Below are 14494 nucleotides of genomic sequence, written 5' to 3'. Positions count from 1 at the left end.
CCGCGCCTCAGTAATCCACCGACACGGTGGATTGGCAGTAGCGGTCGACCTGGGTGGCGACCGATTGATGCTCCGGGTGTGCCCGGTACCGCGCCAGGTCCTCAAGACTGTCGAAGGTCGCGATGAGGCAGAGATCGTATGCTCGTTCTGATGGGAGGATGTTGCTCCCCACGGACAGGCTGCGTATCTGCGGAACCTGCCCGTGCAGCGAGCCGAGCATTCTCTGCGAGGTGGCGATTTCTCCGGCATGCTCGGCCCGGAATTTGAACAGTACGACATGCGTGATCACAAGCAGGGGGCTCCAGTTCGGGAATTTCCACCGAATGTCGTCGGCGGCTGTTCGCACCTGATCAGCGGGTACTGCGAACCTGGTCGATATACCGGTAGACGGTCGGCTCCGAGATGCCGAAGCACTCGGCGACCATGGGAACGGCTCCTTTCACGAGGAACGCTCCCTTACCCTCCAGGAAGTCGATGGCTCGCAGCCGCTCCTCGCGGCTGAGCTTCTTGGGGTTGCGGCCGAACTCCTTGACGGTGTTCCGCACGAGGACCTGGAGCATATTGAGGACCTCGGCCTCGCCGAGAGGCGCGCCGCCGCCCTCGGGCCGGCTCTCCACGTCGGCTATCCCGAGGAACGCGTTCAGCCTGCCGGCCAGCGTCTGCAGCTGGCCGACGTCGTAATTGATGCAGACGGCGATGAGCGGGTCGCCGTTCTCGTCACGGATGAGGCAGGTGGTGGATTTCAGCACCCTCCCATCCGCGAGCGGGGTGGAGTAATTGGCCAGCACGTTCTGATCGCCGATGTTCGGGAGCACCTTGTAGATCAGATCTCGGATCGGGTGCCCGAGCTGGCGTCCGCTGACGTGCCCGTTGACGAGATGGATCAGCGAATGCGTGGGATTGCGCAGGTCGTGGACCGCGACCTCGCAGTCCTCGCCGAACATGGCACCGATGCCCTCGGCGATGACCTTCGCGGTCGCGAAGACGTTCACGTGCTGCGGGGCGGTCAAAGGTATCGATCCTCGAAGAGTTGATCGGTGGCGGGTACGGACGCGGGGAGCAGATCGTTGGCCGACAGGACCTTCTTCGTCGTCTCCACCGCCGACGGGTCCCAGCGGTTGCCCTCGGAAACGGCGGACTGGAGCTTGACGGCCGCGCTCGTCAGAACCTCCGGCGGGAACTTCGGGAAGTGCGTGTGCAGGGCGGCTGCGACGTCCTGCGGTCTGCTGTTCTTGATGAAGTCCGATGCCCGGGTGAGGGCGGCCACCATGCTCCGGACCGTCTCACCGTCCTCGTCCAGGGTGGTCGGCGTGACCCACAGACCCTCCATCATGAAGCTCTGCAGCTCCGGATCCTCTCCGGCGCTATGGTCGATCAGCGTTATGCCGCTGCCTCGGGCCACGGCTGTCTCCCCGAAGGGGATCGAGATGTAGATGACGTCAACCTGATCGTTCTCGAGGGCCGCGAGAACCGACGCGCCGGCACCGAGGCCAATGATCTTCGCTCCTGTGTCAGGGGAGACGCCGATGTTCTTCAGGTTGTAACGAGCCACCTGCCACGTGAGCGCGCCGGGCGCGGTCACCCCGATCCTCAGGCCCTTGAGGGCCGTGATCCGCTCCTCAAAGGTGCTCTTCTCGGTGATGCCGAGGCGCCTTGCGGTCTTGGTGGACATCGTCGCGTTCACCAGGCACTTGTCGAAGAGCGCCGCCACGGCGACCAGACGGCGATTCTGCTTGAACGAGGTCAGCACCTGAGCGCCGTCGTTGATGGTGAACCGGGCGCTGCCGGCGAGAACCGCCTGGACGTCGGGCCCGCCGCCATCGGTCACGATGGTCTCGACCGACAGTCCCCGCTGCTGGTAGTAGCCTTCCGACCTCGCGATGTAGTTCTGCGCGTAGGCCAGCGAATCGACCGCCTGCGTCAGCCGGATGGTCTCGGCCGGTATTCCCTCCGCTGCGGATCGTCCGCAGCCCGCAAGCAGGGAGGCGGTGAGAGAAACGCCGCCGAGTGCGGCCAATCCTTTGAGCATGTCGCGCCGGTCGATGGATCCCGGTCGCCGAAACTTGAGATGGGACATGACGCCCTCCTTCGGGCAGGTTCAGATTCCCTTGGCCTGACGGGTTTCTCTCAAGTCATCGGGCTGCCAGAAGAGGATCCGGCGTGCGATTCGTTCGAGTGCCATGTTGAGCAGTACGGCGACCAGCATCAGGACCAGAATGCCAGCCATCGTTCCCGCGGTGTCGTAGGTATTGGACGAGAGCTTGATCTGGTAGCCGAGCCCGGAACTCGACGCGATGAACTCCCCGATCACAGCTCCGATAAGGGCATATGGCAGGGCCAGCTTGATCCCGAGAATGATCAATGGCATCGCGCCGGGAAGGGTCACCTTGCGGAATATCTGGGACTCGCTGGATCCCATGACGCGGGACACGCGGACGTAGTCGCGATTCACGCTCCGCAGTCCCTGGAGTGTGTTGTAGAAGACGATGAAGAAGACCAGGGTGATGACCAGGACGACCTTGGACAGCAGCCCGATGCCGAACCAGACGACGAAGAGAGGGGCGAGCGCGACCCGGGGAGTCGCGTTGAGTGCAACGAGGAACGGATCGAGGACATCGGCGAGACGCGGCGCACGGGTCAGGGACAGACCCGCCACAAGGGCACCGATGGTCCCGATGACGAAGCCCAGGAGCGTCTCCTCCATCGTGACCATCAGGTTGTTCCACAGCTCTCCGCCCTCAGCGGATGCGACGGTGGCCTGCCAGATGGCTTCCGGCGTCGGAAGGTAGAGCGGATCGACGAAACGGCCCAGCAGCAGCTGCCAGACGATGAGGATCGCCGCCAGCACGATCAACCGCAGGACGACGACCGGCAGCGCGCGCACCCGTCGACGTCGGGGGGGAGTGACCGTCTCCCGCGTCTTGCCGCTGTGTGCATCATTCACAATTGTCATGGCAACGTCACTTACCTGAGCCTTGACCGGCGAGCAGGACTTCATCCCGCAGGCAATCCCACAGCTCGCTGAGGAGCTCCTGGAACCGCGGGATCTCGTGGATGTGGTTCAGGTCGCGGGGACGCTCCAGCCCCACCGTCCGGATCATCTTGATCCGCCCCGGCCGTGCCGTCATCACCACAACCCGGTCGCCGAGCGCGATGGCCTCCTGCAGGTCGTGGGTGATGAAGACGACGGTCTTGCGTTCTTCGGCGCATAGGCGCTGCAACTGGTCCTGGAGAAGGAGGCGCGTCTGGGCATCCAGAGCCCCGAACGGCTCGTCCATGAGCACGATGTCGGGATCGTAGACAAGCGCGCGTACGATGTTCCCGCGCTGCCGCATGCCGCCGGACAGCTCGAACGGCAGACGGTCTTCGAAACCCGCGAGACCTACCCGTTCCAGCAGGCTCATGGCTCGTTCGCGCCGGACGTTCTTACTCACGCCTCGAATCTCGAGGGGGTACTCGACGTTGCCTAGGAGGGTTCGCCAGGGAAACAGGGTGTCGGACTGGGTGACATATCCAATCTGGACGCCTGACTTCTCCGCGTCGACACCGCGGAAGCTGAGCGTGCCCCCGGTCGGCTTTTCCAGCCGGGCGAGGATGTTGAGGAGAGTGGATTTCCCACAGCCGCTGGGGCCGACGATGGTGAGCACCTCGCCGTCCCGCAGATCGAGAGTGAAATCCCGGAGGGCCTCTACGGTCTTGCTGCGGCCGGAGAACGATCGATCTACGTTGGCGAGTTCGATGATCGGCGTATCTTGAACCATGATGCTCGCTCCTGAGCGAGAGTTGAGCCTGCGATGCCGGGTGGGAGGTTGTCGAGATCCTTGGCTACGGAGATGGCGGCAAAGGAATCTCGAGACATGGGTGGCGTGAACGCGATGGCGGTATCGCTCGCGCGGGAGCCTCAAGTTCATCGCAGGGGCATCGCGGCTCCCGTGACGGAGATCCCTCGTGCGCGGTCGTCCGGAATGAACAGCCGGAGGCTGCTCGGGCGGCCCATGTCCACGCCCTGTGTGATGTCGACCTCCACTGGAGGGGTCACCAGGCCCACTTCCCGGAGGTAGCCGCCAAAGGCCGCGGCGGCGGCACCGGTGGCCGGGTCCTCTACGACACCGCCGGGCGGGAACGGATTGCGCGAGTGGTAGCTGTGCTCGTTCTCTTTCCAGACGAGCTGGATCGTCGTCCAGTCACGCGCCGCCATGAGCGCGCCCAGCCGATCGAAGTCGTAGTCGAGGTCGCGAAGGCGTTCGCGGGTGTGGGCGGCGAGCACAGGGTGGTCGTTGCCCGCGTTGCCGATCGCGGGGGAAAGGTCGGGGTCCAGATCGTCTGGAGCCCACCTGAACGCGGCGAGCACCTCGTGAAGGTCCTCCTCGCCGATGTCCCGGACCTTCGGGGGCACGCTGATGAGGGTCGCGGTGAAGCCGTCGCCGGCATGATGCGTCTCGACCGGGATCAAGCCGACCTTCGTCTGCAGGCTCAAAGAGCCCGCGCCCTCCCGATCCGCATGGGCTATGGCGAGGGCGATCGTCGCGTGCCCGCAGAAGCCGATCTCCGCGAGCGGTGAGAAGTAGCGCACGGCATGCGGGCCACCCTCGATCACGGGCGCGAACAGGAATGCGGTCTCAGAGAAGCCCACATCAGCCGCGATCTTCTGCATCTGCTCGTCGGTGAGGCCGTCTGCGGACAGGACGACTCCCGCCGGGTTACCGCCCTTCGGGTCACGCGTGAATGCGGTGTACCGCAGGATTTCCGGATGGTGGTCCAGGTCGAGCATCGCCACTCCAAGTGTCGGATCAGTGCGAGATGAGGGACAGCGCGCGGGAGACGATGCTCTCGCTGTCGATTCCGAAATGCCGGTAGAGATCCGGAACGTCACCGGACTGCCCGAAGCCGTCCACTCCGAGGGTGGCTATGGGCGCTCCCCGGATCGCGCCCAGCCAGTCGATCGTGTGCGGATGCCCATCGATGACCGCGACGATGGGCCGGACGTCATCGCCGGGGAACAACTCGTCGAGCACCCGCGGATCGCCGTCACCGGACAACCCTCGGGAGGTCCGCCATGCGCGGTAGATGAGATCGGGGCTGGTGAGGCAGACGAGGTCGACGGCGACGCCCCGGCGGTTCAGGCTCTCCGCCGCTGCGATGACCTCGGGAAGCACGGCCCCTACCCCGACCAGCGTCACCGCCCGCCCGTCCGCGCCGGGCAGCGTCTGAAGAAGATATCCCCCGGAAAGCACGGCCCTGCGTCGAGCCTCCCTGGCCGCCGAAATCGCCGGCACCAGCGCCAGCGACTGATCAACCGGGCGGGTGCTCAGCCGGAGATAGGCGCTCTCGCCTCCTCTCCTTCCAATGCGGCTCAGCGCGTGCATCAGGATCCATTCCAGGTCCATGGCGAACGCCGGCTCCCAGCTGACACACTCCGGCTGTTCCAGGCCGAGGGACGGGGTGGTGATCGACTGATGGGCACCGCCCTCGGGGGCGAGGGTGACTCCCGACGGGGTGCCGACCAGGATGAACTGGCCTCCGGCGTAGATGGCGAACGACCATGGCTCCAACGCCCGGGCGACGAACGGGTCATAGATCGTCCCGATGGGGAGCAGGGGTTGCCCGTACCGCGACCACGTCGCGCCGAGCTCCCCGAGGAGGCCCACGAGGTTCACCTCGGCGATGCCCAGGGGAATGTGCTGGCCGGAGGGGGTCTCGTCCCACCGCAGCACCGAATCGGGATCGTCGGAGAACCAGTTGGCGCGTTCCCCGGCCGACCACACCCCGACCTTGTTGATCCAACCGCCCAGGTTCGTCGACGACGCCACGTCCGGCGAAACCGTCACCACGCGCCGCGCGACGTCGGGGGCGCGCCGGCTGAGGTCGAGGAGGACCCGACCGAGGCTCTGCTGCGTCGTCAGCCGGCCCCGGTGTCCATTGCTCACCTCTGGCGGGACGGTGGGCGGGACGCTCGAGGGCAGTTGCGCCCGCATCAGCCTCCGGCCTGTCGCCTCGCACAGGGCGGCCTCCGGCGAGTCCTCGGGAAAACGCCGCCACGGGTCCTCCGGATCCGCCCCGAGGTCCCGCGCCAGCTGCTCATACTGCGCAGCGGAGATGAGCGCCGAGTGGTTCCGCGGATGCCCCTGGCCGGGCAGGCGCCAGCCCTTCACCGTATAGGCGAAGACAACCGACGGACGGTCCGACACGAGGTCGGCGCCCCGGTAGGCGTTGGTCAACGCTTGCAGGTCATGACCGCCCAGGTTCCGCACCCCGGCATACAGGGTCTCTTCGTCGAGCTCACTCATCAGACCGGCGATCGCCCGAGCGCCCGGGCCGTTGCCCGGCAGTCGCTCGCGCAGCTGTTCCGTAGGCAGCCGCAGGAGCCGCTGGTACTCCTCGTTGGTCATGGCATCAAGGCGACGCCGCAGGTCCTGTCCCCCGGGCAGACGGAAGATCTCCTGGAGCCGGGTGCCGTACTTCAAAACCTGGACGTGCCAGCCGGCCCCCTCGAACATTCTGATCCGCCGGTCCGCCTCAATGCCGGGAATGACCCGGTCCAGCGACTGCCGGTTCAGGTCGACGACCCAGAGCACCCTGCCCAGTGACCCGACGAGGGGATCGGCCACCGCCTCCCAGCACGCACCCTCGTCGAGTTCGGCATCGCCGAGCAGGGAGATGTGTCGGCGATCAGCGGACACGCCGAGGTGGTCGGCGGCGTACCGGTTGCTGAGCGAAGACCACACCGCGGCCGTGGCGCCGATCCCGACCGAGCCCGTGGAGAAGTCGACGCGATCGGGATCCTTGCGGCGGCTGGGATAGCTCTGCAGGCCCCCGTAGGCGCGAAGTTCGGTGAGGTATCGCGGGTCCAGGTCTCCCAGTAGGTAGTTGATCGCGTGCAGCGCCGGTGCAGCATGCGGTTTGACTGACACGAGATCGTCAGCCGACAGGTGCGTGAACCACAGGGACGTCATGATCGACGTCATCGAGGCGCTGGATGTCTGGTGCCCTCCGACCTTCACCCCGGAGCGGCTGGGGCGCACCGTGTTCGCGTGGTGAACGACGGCTGCGCTGAGCCACAACACCCTGTCCTCCACCTGATGCAGCAGGCCGATGTCCGGAGGAGAGATGGGAAGTGCGGTCATAGAAACCCCACAGGAGTTGATGCTTGGTGCGAGAAAAATATCAGCAGTGATGAGAAATTATCAAGAGCAGGATTGGGGGTTGCGTGGTCTTGCCCCGATGCTCCTATGCCGCAGCCAGCCCCGCTCGACCATGCGCCACCAGCCGGGCGCAGCTCGTGATCAGCACCGCGCAGCTCGCGCTCCCCGGCAGCAGCGAACGCACCTGCTGCTCGTTCAAAGCGTTGTCCAGCAGGAGGAGGACCCGTCGATCGGCGAACTGCGCCCAATACATGCGGGCCAGATCGTCCAGATATTCCGGGACGCTCTCGGAGTCCACCCCCAGCTCGCGCAGGAATCGTCGTTGGAGGCGGTCACGACCTGGGCTGCGGTGAGCCCGGCGGCGTACCGGTAGTACTGCTCGACAACCTCATCGGGCCACTGGTCGTCAATCCGATATTCATAGACTGGCGAGTCTTGTCCTGGTCGGATGTGATGCATCCCCGTGCGGCCGGACGGACTGCCATGTCCAGCTCACGCAGCTCCGCCCACGACACCCACGTGCAGCCATGAAGGGCAGCACCGAGCTCGTTCGCATAGTCGGTACGGATCGGTTCCGACACGTCGGCCGGTAGGCCCCGGCTGGCCGCGACCGGAGTCCAGCCGAGCCAGTTACGGACGCCGAAGAGGCAACCGAACGCCGCGTAGTCACGGCCGTCATGGAGCGGGTAGAGGGGACAATCATGATCGCGATGGAGCATGGGCCACCGGCGGGTTGGGCTCCAAATGAAGAAAGCCCAGGTCAGCTTCACTGACTTGGACTTTCGATCGGTGCGCCGCCAGGGACTCGAACCCCGGACCCGCTGATTAAGAGTCAGCTGCTCTGACCAACTGAGCTAGCGGCGCTTGCGACAGAAGTAACTGTAGCAGCAGCCGCATACCGCCGCGCACATCAATCGAGCCGCTCTCCCAGCCGGGAATACGCGTCCAGCACCATGTCCCAGAAGCGGGAGACGTCCAGCGAGGTCGCGACCAGGGCGTTCGGCCGGCGGTCGCGCGGGGCGAAGTCGGTCACCGTCATCCCGGAGGTGTAGCGCCCGGCCGTCTCGACCCGCACGACAGCCGGGACACAGGTGAACAGCGACGGATCCAGCACGTACGCGACCGCGCAGGCGTCGTGGATGGCGGGGCCGCCCTCGGCGGTGACCATGCCGTAGGAGGACGCGGCGGGCACGAGCAGGGTGGACAGCCGGCCGAGGGGGCGCATCCGGTCGAGGACGGGCGTCGTGACGAGGGCGGTGAGGGTGACGTCGAGGCCCAGCATGGTGACGGTCCAGCCGGCGTCGAAGACGATCGAGGCGGCCTCCGGGTCGGCGGCGATGTTGAACTCGGCCGCCGGGGTGTGGTTGCCCCGGGTGTAGGTGCCGCCCATGATGACGAAGTCGCCGGCCCATTCGACGACGCGCGGCTCGCGGCGTACGGCGAGGGCGATGTTGGTCAGGGGGCCGGTCGCGACCAGGGTGATCTCGCCGGGCGCGTCCCGGAGCGTGTCGACGATGAGGTCGACCGCGTGGCCGGGCGACGCGGGGCGGACCGGCGACGGGAGATCGGCGTCACCGAGGCCGGAGACGCCGTGCGTGCGGACCGCGCGGACGTCCTCGCGGAGCAGGGCGCCGGCGCTGCCGGCGGCCACGGGCACGTCACCGAGGTCGAGGAACTCCCTGAGCGCCAGCGCGTTCGCGGTGGTCCGCGCGAGGTCGACGTTGCCGGCGACCGTGGTGATGCCGGCGAGGTCGAGCGACGGGGAGCCGGCCACGAGCGCCAGGGCGAGCGCGTCGTCGATGCCGGGGTCGCAGTCGATGAGAACTTTCGTCACGCGAACGTACTGTACGCAGAAATCGGGGCCGGGCGGTTTCCCCCAAAGCCGCCCGGCCCCGATCTTTCGGCGGTCCAGGCCGGCGCACTTTCCCCCAAAAGCCGCCGGCGGTCCCGCTCTGCAGACGACGGTCCCCCTCCGCGTCCGCTTCGGTAAAGGTCTGCTAGTCAGTCGCAGGACTCTTGACCTGCCTCGACACTACCGAGACGAATGCAACGGACGCGTCATAACGGGGTCGAATATCGACCTAATCAGGCTACGGAACCTCCAAACGGACCTCGGTTCCCTCCTCCAGCGACCTGCTCACCGTGCAGTACTTCTCGTGCACCCTGGTCGCCACCGCCCGATAGACCTCCTCGGCCTCCGGGGAGGGCAACTCGACGTCGTAGGTGATGGTGACCGGGCCGAGCCGGTTGGGTTCGACCTTCACGGCCTCCACTGTCATCGCCAGGCGGACGAGCCTGTGACCGCGCTTGGCGGTGAGGGGCTCCACCGTCACGATGTTGCAGCCGCCGACCGCCGCCAGCAGCAATTCGACCGGGGTGAACGCCCCTTCCTCGTCGCCACTGCCCATCAGGACCTCGGCGCCGCGGGCGTTCGTGGCCCGGAATCCACCGTCCTCTGTCCGTTCAACGCGTACGTTAGCCATGTTTTAGACCTTACTCAGGTGGCTCTCATGTTCACCGCTCATGGTCAAGGCATGGTTGGTGACATGCGACCGATGCAGTGGCCCCTCCTCTTCTGGGGCGGCGTCGCGGTGGCCGAGTTCGGCGCGCTGCGGCCGGAGTTCGGCCACCCGTTGCGGCCCGCCACCCTGGCCGCCGCGGCGGCGCTCGTGGCGCTCGGGCTGCTCTCCGTCAAGGCGGCGGACCTGTCCGAGCCGGCCAGGCGGCGCCTGCGCTTCGCCGGCTATCCCGTCGGCGCGCTGGTGCTGGCCCACCAGTTCGGCCCGGCCACCCACGTGACCGGCCTCAGCCGCACCGGCTCGCTCATCCTGTACGGCTTGGCGGCCGTGACGGCGGTCTGGAGCCACGCCGGGCCCTCGGCGCCCAGGAAGTCGCTGCTCATCGTGTCCGGCCTGGACCCCTCGGAGCTGCGTGAGCTGCTGACCGGCCGCACCGACGACACCATGGCGGTCTACCGCGCCGACCGCGTCACCGACGAGCTGCGCGACCTCGAGAGCAGATACGCCCTGGTGCTGGTCACCGGTGACGAGCACGACCCGCGGGTCAAGGAGCGCATCAGCGCCTCGGGGCTGCGCCGGCAGGTGCCGGACATCGCCGAGCGTGAAGTGATCGTGGCGGGTCCGCGCACCTTCACGAGATACGTCCGCGGCGCCCTGGCCCGCCTGGCCGTGCCCAACACCCAAGTCCGGATGAACGGCGTCAAGCGTCGGTAAAGGGCTTAGCGCGACATTACGCGTCTCGTGGGACGGTGGGCAACGGACAAGGAGGCAAGGTGACGACTTTCCCCGGAAGCGCCCGTGTCGAGATGGTCAGCGGCATAACGGTCAGCGTTGACATCCGCACGGCCCTGCCGCGACGAGAACTGACTCCCCTGCTCGACAACGCCTTCGCCTGGCTGCACTGGGTGGACGACACGTTCAACCCCCTGAACGAGACCAGCCAGATCGGACGGCTCAACCGAGGCCAGACCATCAAACAGATCCCCGAGCTCATCGAGGTGCTGCACCGCTGCGACGAGCTCAGCGAGGCGACCGGCGGCTGGTTCGAGGCCCGCATCAACGGCGTCGTCGACCCATCGGGCTACATCAAGGGCTGGGCACTCGAACGGCTCTCGCGCGGCCTGGTCATGGCCGGCGCGGGCGACCACCGCATCAACGCGGGCGGCGACATCAGGCTGCGCGGCTCGGCCACTCCCGGCAAGCCCTGGAGCGTCGGGATTCGCGACCCCCATACGGGCCTGCTGCGCAAGGTCGTCCACGGCCACGATCTCGGCATCGCCACCTCGGGCGGCTCCCGCATCGTCAACCCGCGCACCGGCCGTCGGCAGCACGGGCTCAGCTCGGTCACGGTGCTCGGCCCCGACCTCGGGGTGGCCGACGCCTACGCCACCGCGTTGTACGCCATGGGCCCGGTGCCGGCCAGGGGCTTCGCCGCGGACCTGGCGAAGGGGCCGTACCAGACCATGATCATCGAGCGGGACGGGAGGGAAGTGAGCACCCCTGGGTTCGCGGAGTACGTCGAGCCGGAGGCGCAGCTGGCCGGCTAGGCCTCGGGGTGCTTGGCCAGGTAGTCGATGTAGACGGGGCGCAGTGCCTCGCCGAGTTCGCCCTCACCGGCCGCGATGGCGTCGCTCAGCAGCGCGGACACCCGGCTGAGGTCGGCGGTGGTCTCGGTCTCGTGACCGGTGGCGGCCTCGGCCGCGGGAATGACCTTCAGCAGGTTCCACAGGAATTCCAGATCCCCGTGGCGCACGGCGTAGCGGACCGCGCGGTCGTGCAGCTCGCTGGTCGGCAACGACTCCAAGCCCTCGGTGTTCATCTCGCCCCCTCCCTGCACGCCCCTTCCCCAACCTGGAGCCCCATAACCGATGTCCGCGCGAGATGATCGGCGGGCACATAGCGTGGTGCCTGCCGCCCCTATCGAGCGCCGATCAGAAATGGGAGGATCCACCAGCGTGAGATTCATCATCAGAACCCTGGCGGCCGCGGTCGCCCTCTGGGTCGCGGTCCAGGTCCTGGACGGCATCAAGATCACGACCACCGAATACTCCCCCGAATACTGGGGCACGCTGCTGATCGTCGCCCTGATCTTCGGCCTGGTCAACGCCATCGTGAAGCCGATCGTCAAGGCGCTCGGCTGCGCGATCATCGTGCTCACGCTCGGCCTGTTCCTTCTCGTCATCAACGCGGCCATGCTGTTGCTGACCAGCTGGATCGCCGGCCAGTTCAGCATCCCCTTCCACGTCGACGACTTCTACCCCGCCGCCTTCTGGGGCGCGATCATCATCAGCCTGGTCAGCTGGGTGCTCGGCCTGCTCATCCCCGACAACGACTGACTCATGGAGCTCGACGGCGCCGGGCTGACCTGCGCGCAGGTGCACGCGGTGGCGTACGGCACGGCCCAGGTCACGATCGGCTCGCTCGATCGGGCCCGGGCCGCGTGGGGCACCGCCCAGGAGCTGACCGGCCCGGTCTACGGACGGAGCACCGGCGTCGGGGCGAACAAGGACATCCAGGTCGAGGGTGGCGGTCTCGATCTGCTGCGCAGCCACGCGGGCGGGGCCGGCGCGCTGGTGCCGGCCGAACAGGCCAGGGGGATGCTCGCGGTCCGGCTCAACCAGCTCCTCGCCGGCGGCTCGGGGGTCGATCCCGGGCTGCTGCCCGTGCTGGCCGAGGCGATCAACGCGGGATTCACCCCGCCGATCCGCACCTACGGGGCGATCGGCACGGGCGACCTGACCGCGCTGGCCACCACCGCCCTGTGCCTGCTGGGCGAGATGGGCTGGCGGACCGGGCCCGACGGTGTGCCGGCGCCTCACTACCCGCTGGCCTCCGGTGACGCGCTGCCGTTCATCAGCTCGGGCGCCGCCACGCTGGCCGACGCGGCGCTCGCCTGCCACCGGCTGCGCGGGTTGCTCGACGCCGCCGTCGACGTGGCCGCCCTCTCCTTCGGGGCCACCGGCGCCTCGGCCGAGCCGGTGGCGGCGCTCGTACAGGAGGCGCGTCCGCACCCCGGCCAGGCGATCACGGCCGCGCGCCTGCGCGAGCTGCTCGGCGACCGGCCCGGCACGCGGATCCAGGACCCCTACGGCTTCCGCGCGTTCGCCCAGGTGCACGGGGCCACGGTCGACGCGCTGGCCAGGGCGGAGCAGGTGATCGAGACCGATCTCAACTCCGCCACCGAGAACCCCCTCATCGCCGGCTCGCTGGCCTGGCACAACGGCAACTTCCACTCGGCGCCGGTCGCCCTCGTGCTCGACACGCTGCGCGCGGCCCTGGTGCCGGCGGCCCAGCTGAGCACGGCACGCCTGGCCACGCTGATGGAGCCCGGATACACGGGCCGGCCGCCCTTCCTCGCCGGCCGGACCGGCGGCTCGGGGGTGCTGATCCTCGAGTACGTCGCCCAGGACGCCCTGGCCGAGCTCCGGCACCTGGCGACCCCGGTCACGACCGGCACCGCGGTGATCTCCCGGGGCGCGGAGGACCACGCGGGGTTCGCCACACAGGCCGCCCGCCACGCCCTGCGCTGCCTGGAGCCGCTGGAGATCGTGCTGGCCTGCGAGCGGGTGGCCGCCACCCGCGCCCTCGGCGAGCCCGTGCCGGACCGCCCCCTCACCGCGGACATCGAGGACGCCAGAAGGGCCCTCACGGCTCCCTGAGCCCCCGAGATTCGCGCCACGACCGACCCTTCGCAGGATTTTCCGCTGGAGCACTCACCGCCACGAGCGCGACAGGACCGAACCTCGGCCACGCAGGATGAACCACTGGGGCACTCGCGCCGTCACGAGCACGACAACCGAGCCCCGCCCGCGCAGGGTGGGGTCGCTGGAGCACGCGCCGTCACGAGCGCGACAGGACCGAGCCGCGCTCGCGCAGGGTGGGTTGCTGGACGACGCGGCGACGGCGGGTGGCGCCGTCGGCCGCCGCGCTGATGAGGCGGACCGCGGCCCGCACGATGCCGTCGATGTCCCAGTCGACCGTGGTGAGCCCCGGCGTGAGCAGGCCGGACATGGGGTGGTCGTCGTAGCCCATGACCGAAATGTCGCCGGGGATCGACAGCCCCCGCTCGGCCGCCGCGGCGTAGACCCCGTAGGCGATCGAGTCGGCGAAGCAGAAGACCGCGCTCGGCCGGCCGTCGCGCAGGACGCGATGAGCGGCCTCCGTCGCCGCGGCGAGCCCGTGGGAGGCGGTGGCCACCTCGATGTCGAGCCCGAGGCGGTCGGCCTCGGCGGTGACGTGGACGTCGGCGGGACGGTCGGGGGTGCTCGGCCGGGTCGGGGTGAGGACGGCGACGTGGCGGTGGCCCTTGCCCTTGAGGTGCTCGAGCGCGAGCGTGACGCCGCGGCGGTTGTCGAAGACGACCTCGCCCGCCGTGCCGGCCAGCGAGTCGCCGATCGCGACCACGGGCAGCGTCTCGCAGAGCGCGGGCCAGAACGGCGCGGCGGGATCGACGGGCTGCACGATCATCCCGTCGACGCGCTGGTCGCGCAGTTGCTGGGCCAGAGCGCGCTCGCGCGCGGGGTCGCCGACGGCGTCGAGGATCAGGGCGTAGCGATCCTTCTCGCGCAGGCCCCTGCTGATGCCGACGGCCAGCGACTGCTGCCAGAGGTCTTCGAGCGAGCCGCAGAGCAGGCCGATCATGCCGGTGCGGCCGCTGGCCAGCGCCCTGGCGATGGGATCGGCCTCGTAGCCCAGCTCGGCCGCGGCGGCCCGGACCCGCTCCATCGTCTCCTCGGACACCTGGAGGCCCCGCAGGGCATAGGAGACGGCCGCGGGTGACAGGCCGGTCGCCTGGGCCACCTCTCGGATAGTCGCTCTCTTGCGAGGCATCCC

General features: G+C 68.3%; 16 protein-coding genes and 1 tRNA gene. 4 read left to right on the top strand and 13 right to left on the bottom strand.

Going from position 1 to position 14494, the window contains the following annotated elements:
• Positions 1-7: 7 nt before the first annotated feature.
• The 11 genes from AB0C16_RS17710 to AB0C16_RS17660 all read right to left on the bottom strand — a co-directional run bounded on the left by AB0C16_RS17710 (position 8) and on the right by AB0C16_RS17660 (position 9625).
• Positions 8-346 (bottom strand): Dabb family protein, encoded by a 339-nt coding sequence (locus tag AB0C16_RS17710; protein WP_357684034.1) that lies wholly within the window; start codon positions 344-346, stop codon positions 8-10.
• A 4-nt stretch (positions 347-350) separates the two neighbouring features.
• Positions 351-1010: a PAS domain-containing protein gene (locus AB0C16_RS17705; protein WP_357684032.1), complete on the bottom strand. Its 660-nt coding sequence runs from the start codon at positions 1008-1010 to the stop codon at positions 351-353.
• The gene (locus AB0C16_RS17700; protein ID WP_357684030.1) at positions 1007-2077 is read right to left on the bottom strand and encodes an ABC transporter substrate-binding protein; all 1071 of its coding nucleotides are present in this window, start codon (positions 2075-2077) and stop codon (positions 1007-1009) included. Before AB0C16_RS17700 ends, AB0C16_RS17705 begins: the two co-directional genes overlap by 4 nt.
• 21 nt (positions 2078-2098) lie before the next feature.
• Positions 2099-2953, bottom strand: coding sequence for an ABC transporter permease (locus tag AB0C16_RS17695; RefSeq protein ID WP_357684028.1), 855 nt, complete (start codon positions 2951-2953; stop codon positions 2099-2101).
• Between the two features lie 7 nt (positions 2954-2960).
• The gene (locus AB0C16_RS17690; RefSeq protein ID WP_357684026.1) at positions 2961-3761 is read right to left on the bottom strand and encodes an ABC transporter ATP-binding protein; all 801 of its coding nucleotides are present in this window, start codon (positions 3759-3761) and stop codon (positions 2961-2963) included.
• 146 nt (positions 3762-3907) lie between these two features.
• Positions 3908-4771 carry a PhzF family phenazine biosynthesis isomerase gene (locus tag AB0C16_RS17685; RefSeq protein WP_357684024.1) on the bottom strand — a complete coding sequence of 288 codons (864 nt, stop codon included), beginning with the start codon at positions 4769-4771 and terminating at the stop codon, positions 3908-3910.
• A gap of 19 nt (positions 4772-4790) precedes the next feature.
• Complete coding sequence (locus AB0C16_RS17680) at positions 4791-7124, bottom strand: pyruvate dehydrogenase (RefSeq protein WP_357684022.1); 2334 nt, start codon at positions 7122-7124, stop codon at positions 4791-4793.
• 103 nt (positions 7125-7227) lie between these two features.
• On the bottom strand, positions 7228-7440 hold the full coding sequence (locus tag AB0C16_RS17675; protein ID WP_357684020.1) for a hypothetical protein: 213 nt from the start codon (positions 7438-7440) through the stop codon (positions 7228-7230).
• A gap of 492 nt (positions 7441-7932) precedes the next feature.
• A tRNA-Lys gene (locus AB0C16_RS17670) sits at positions 7933-8006 on the bottom strand.
• Between the two features lie 46 nt (positions 8007-8052).
• Positions 8053-8976, bottom strand: a complete 924-nt coding sequence (locus AB0C16_RS17665; protein WP_357684017.1) for a nucleoside hydrolase — start codon at positions 8974-8976, stop codon at positions 8053-8055.
• A gap of 256 nt (positions 8977-9232) precedes the next feature.
• A complete protein-coding gene (locus AB0C16_RS17660; RefSeq protein WP_357684015.1) occupies positions 9233-9625 on the bottom strand; it encodes an OsmC family protein in 393 nt (130 codons plus the stop codon).
• A gap of 72 nt (positions 9626-9697) precedes the next feature.
• On the opposite strand from AB0C16_RS17660, the gene AB0C16_RS17655 reads away from it, so the two are divergent.
• Together AB0C16_RS17655 and AB0C16_RS17650 are read left to right on the top strand one after the other, a co-directional pair.
• A complete protein-coding gene (locus tag AB0C16_RS17655; RefSeq protein ID WP_357684012.1) occupies positions 9698-10375 on the top strand; it encodes a hypothetical protein in 678 nt (225 codons plus the stop codon).
• A gap of 59 nt (positions 10376-10434) precedes the next feature.
• The gene (locus AB0C16_RS17650) at positions 10435-11208 is read left to right on the top strand and encodes an FAD:protein FMN transferase (RefSeq protein ID WP_357684009.1); all 774 of its coding nucleotides are present in this window, start codon (positions 10435-10437) and stop codon (positions 11206-11208) included.
• Here the strand turns inward: AB0C16_RS17650 and AB0C16_RS17645 are convergent.
• Positions 11205-11480 (bottom strand): hypothetical protein, encoded by a 276-nt coding sequence (locus AB0C16_RS17645; RefSeq protein WP_357684006.1) that lies wholly within the window; start codon positions 11478-11480, stop codon positions 11205-11207. The two genes, AB0C16_RS17650 and AB0C16_RS17645, sit on opposite strands and share 4 nt — an antisense overlap.
• 136 nt (positions 11481-11616) lie before the next feature.
• Between AB0C16_RS17645 and AB0C16_RS17640 the strand changes: the two genes are divergently transcribed.
• Both AB0C16_RS17640 and AB0C16_RS17635 read left to right on the top strand, forming a co-directional pair.
• A complete protein-coding gene (locus AB0C16_RS17640) occupies positions 11617-11997 on the top strand; it encodes a phage holin family protein (protein ID WP_357684003.1) in 381 nt (126 codons plus the stop codon).
• 3 nt (positions 11998-12000) lie between these two features.
• Entirely contained in the window at positions 12001-13320 is a 1320-nt protein-coding gene (locus AB0C16_RS17635; protein WP_357684000.1) for an aromatic amino acid ammonia-lyase, read from the top strand.
• Positions 13321-13501: 181 nt separating this feature from the next.
• Here AB0C16_RS17635 and AB0C16_RS17630 read toward each other — a convergent pair whose 3' ends face one another.
• Positions 13502-14461: a LacI family DNA-binding transcriptional regulator gene (locus AB0C16_RS17630; RefSeq protein WP_357683997.1), complete on the bottom strand. Its 960-nt coding sequence runs from the start codon at positions 14459-14461 to the stop codon at positions 13502-13504.
• Positions 14462-14494 lie beyond the last annotated feature (33 nt).

Origin of the sequence: Nonomuraea sp. NPDC048916 (genome assembly GCF_040649575.1) — a bacterium.
GTDB lineage: Bacteria > Actinomycetota > Actinomycetes > Streptosporangiales > Streptosporangiaceae > Nonomuraea.
This window is presented reverse-complemented; position numbering and strand designations above follow the sequence as displayed.

Excerpts from the sequence above, each read along its gene's own strand:
- AB0C16_RS17700 (WP_357684030.1), bottom strand. The coding sequence starts at position 2,077 with ATGTCCCATCTCAAGTTTCGGCGACCGGGATCCATCGACCGGCGCGAC.
- AB0C16_RS17695 (WP_357684028.1), bottom strand. The coding sequence starts at position 2,953 with ATGACAATTGTGAATGATGCACACAGCGGCAAGACGCGGGAGACGGTC.
- AB0C16_RS17690 (WP_357684026.1), bottom strand. The coding sequence starts at position 3,761 with ATGGTTCAAGATACGCCGATCATCGAACTCGCCAACGTAGATCGATCG.
- AB0C16_RS17685 (WP_357684024.1), bottom strand. The coding sequence starts at position 4,771 with ATGCTCGACCTGGACCACCATCCGGAAATCCTGCGGTACACCGCATTC.
- AB0C16_RS17680 (WP_357684022.1), bottom strand. The coding sequence starts at position 7,124 with ATGACCGCACTTCCCATCTCTCCTCCGGACATCGGCCTGCTGCATCAG.
- AB0C16_RS17660 (WP_357684015.1), bottom strand. The coding sequence starts at position 9,625 with ATGGCTAACGTACGCGTTGAACGGACAGAGGACGGTGGATTCCGGGCC.
- AB0C16_RS17655 (WP_357684012.1), top strand. The coding sequence starts at position 9,698 with ATGCAGTGGCCCCTCCTCTTCTGGGGCGGCGTCGCGGTGGCCGAGTTC.
- AB0C16_RS17645 (WP_357684006.1), bottom strand. The coding sequence starts at position 11,480 with ATGAACACCGAGGGCTTGGAGTCGTTGCCGACCAGCGAGCTGCACGAC.
- AB0C16_RS17635 (WP_357684000.1), top strand. The coding sequence starts at position 12,001 with ATGGAGCTCGACGGCGCCGGGCTGACCTGCGCGCAGGTGCACGCGGTG.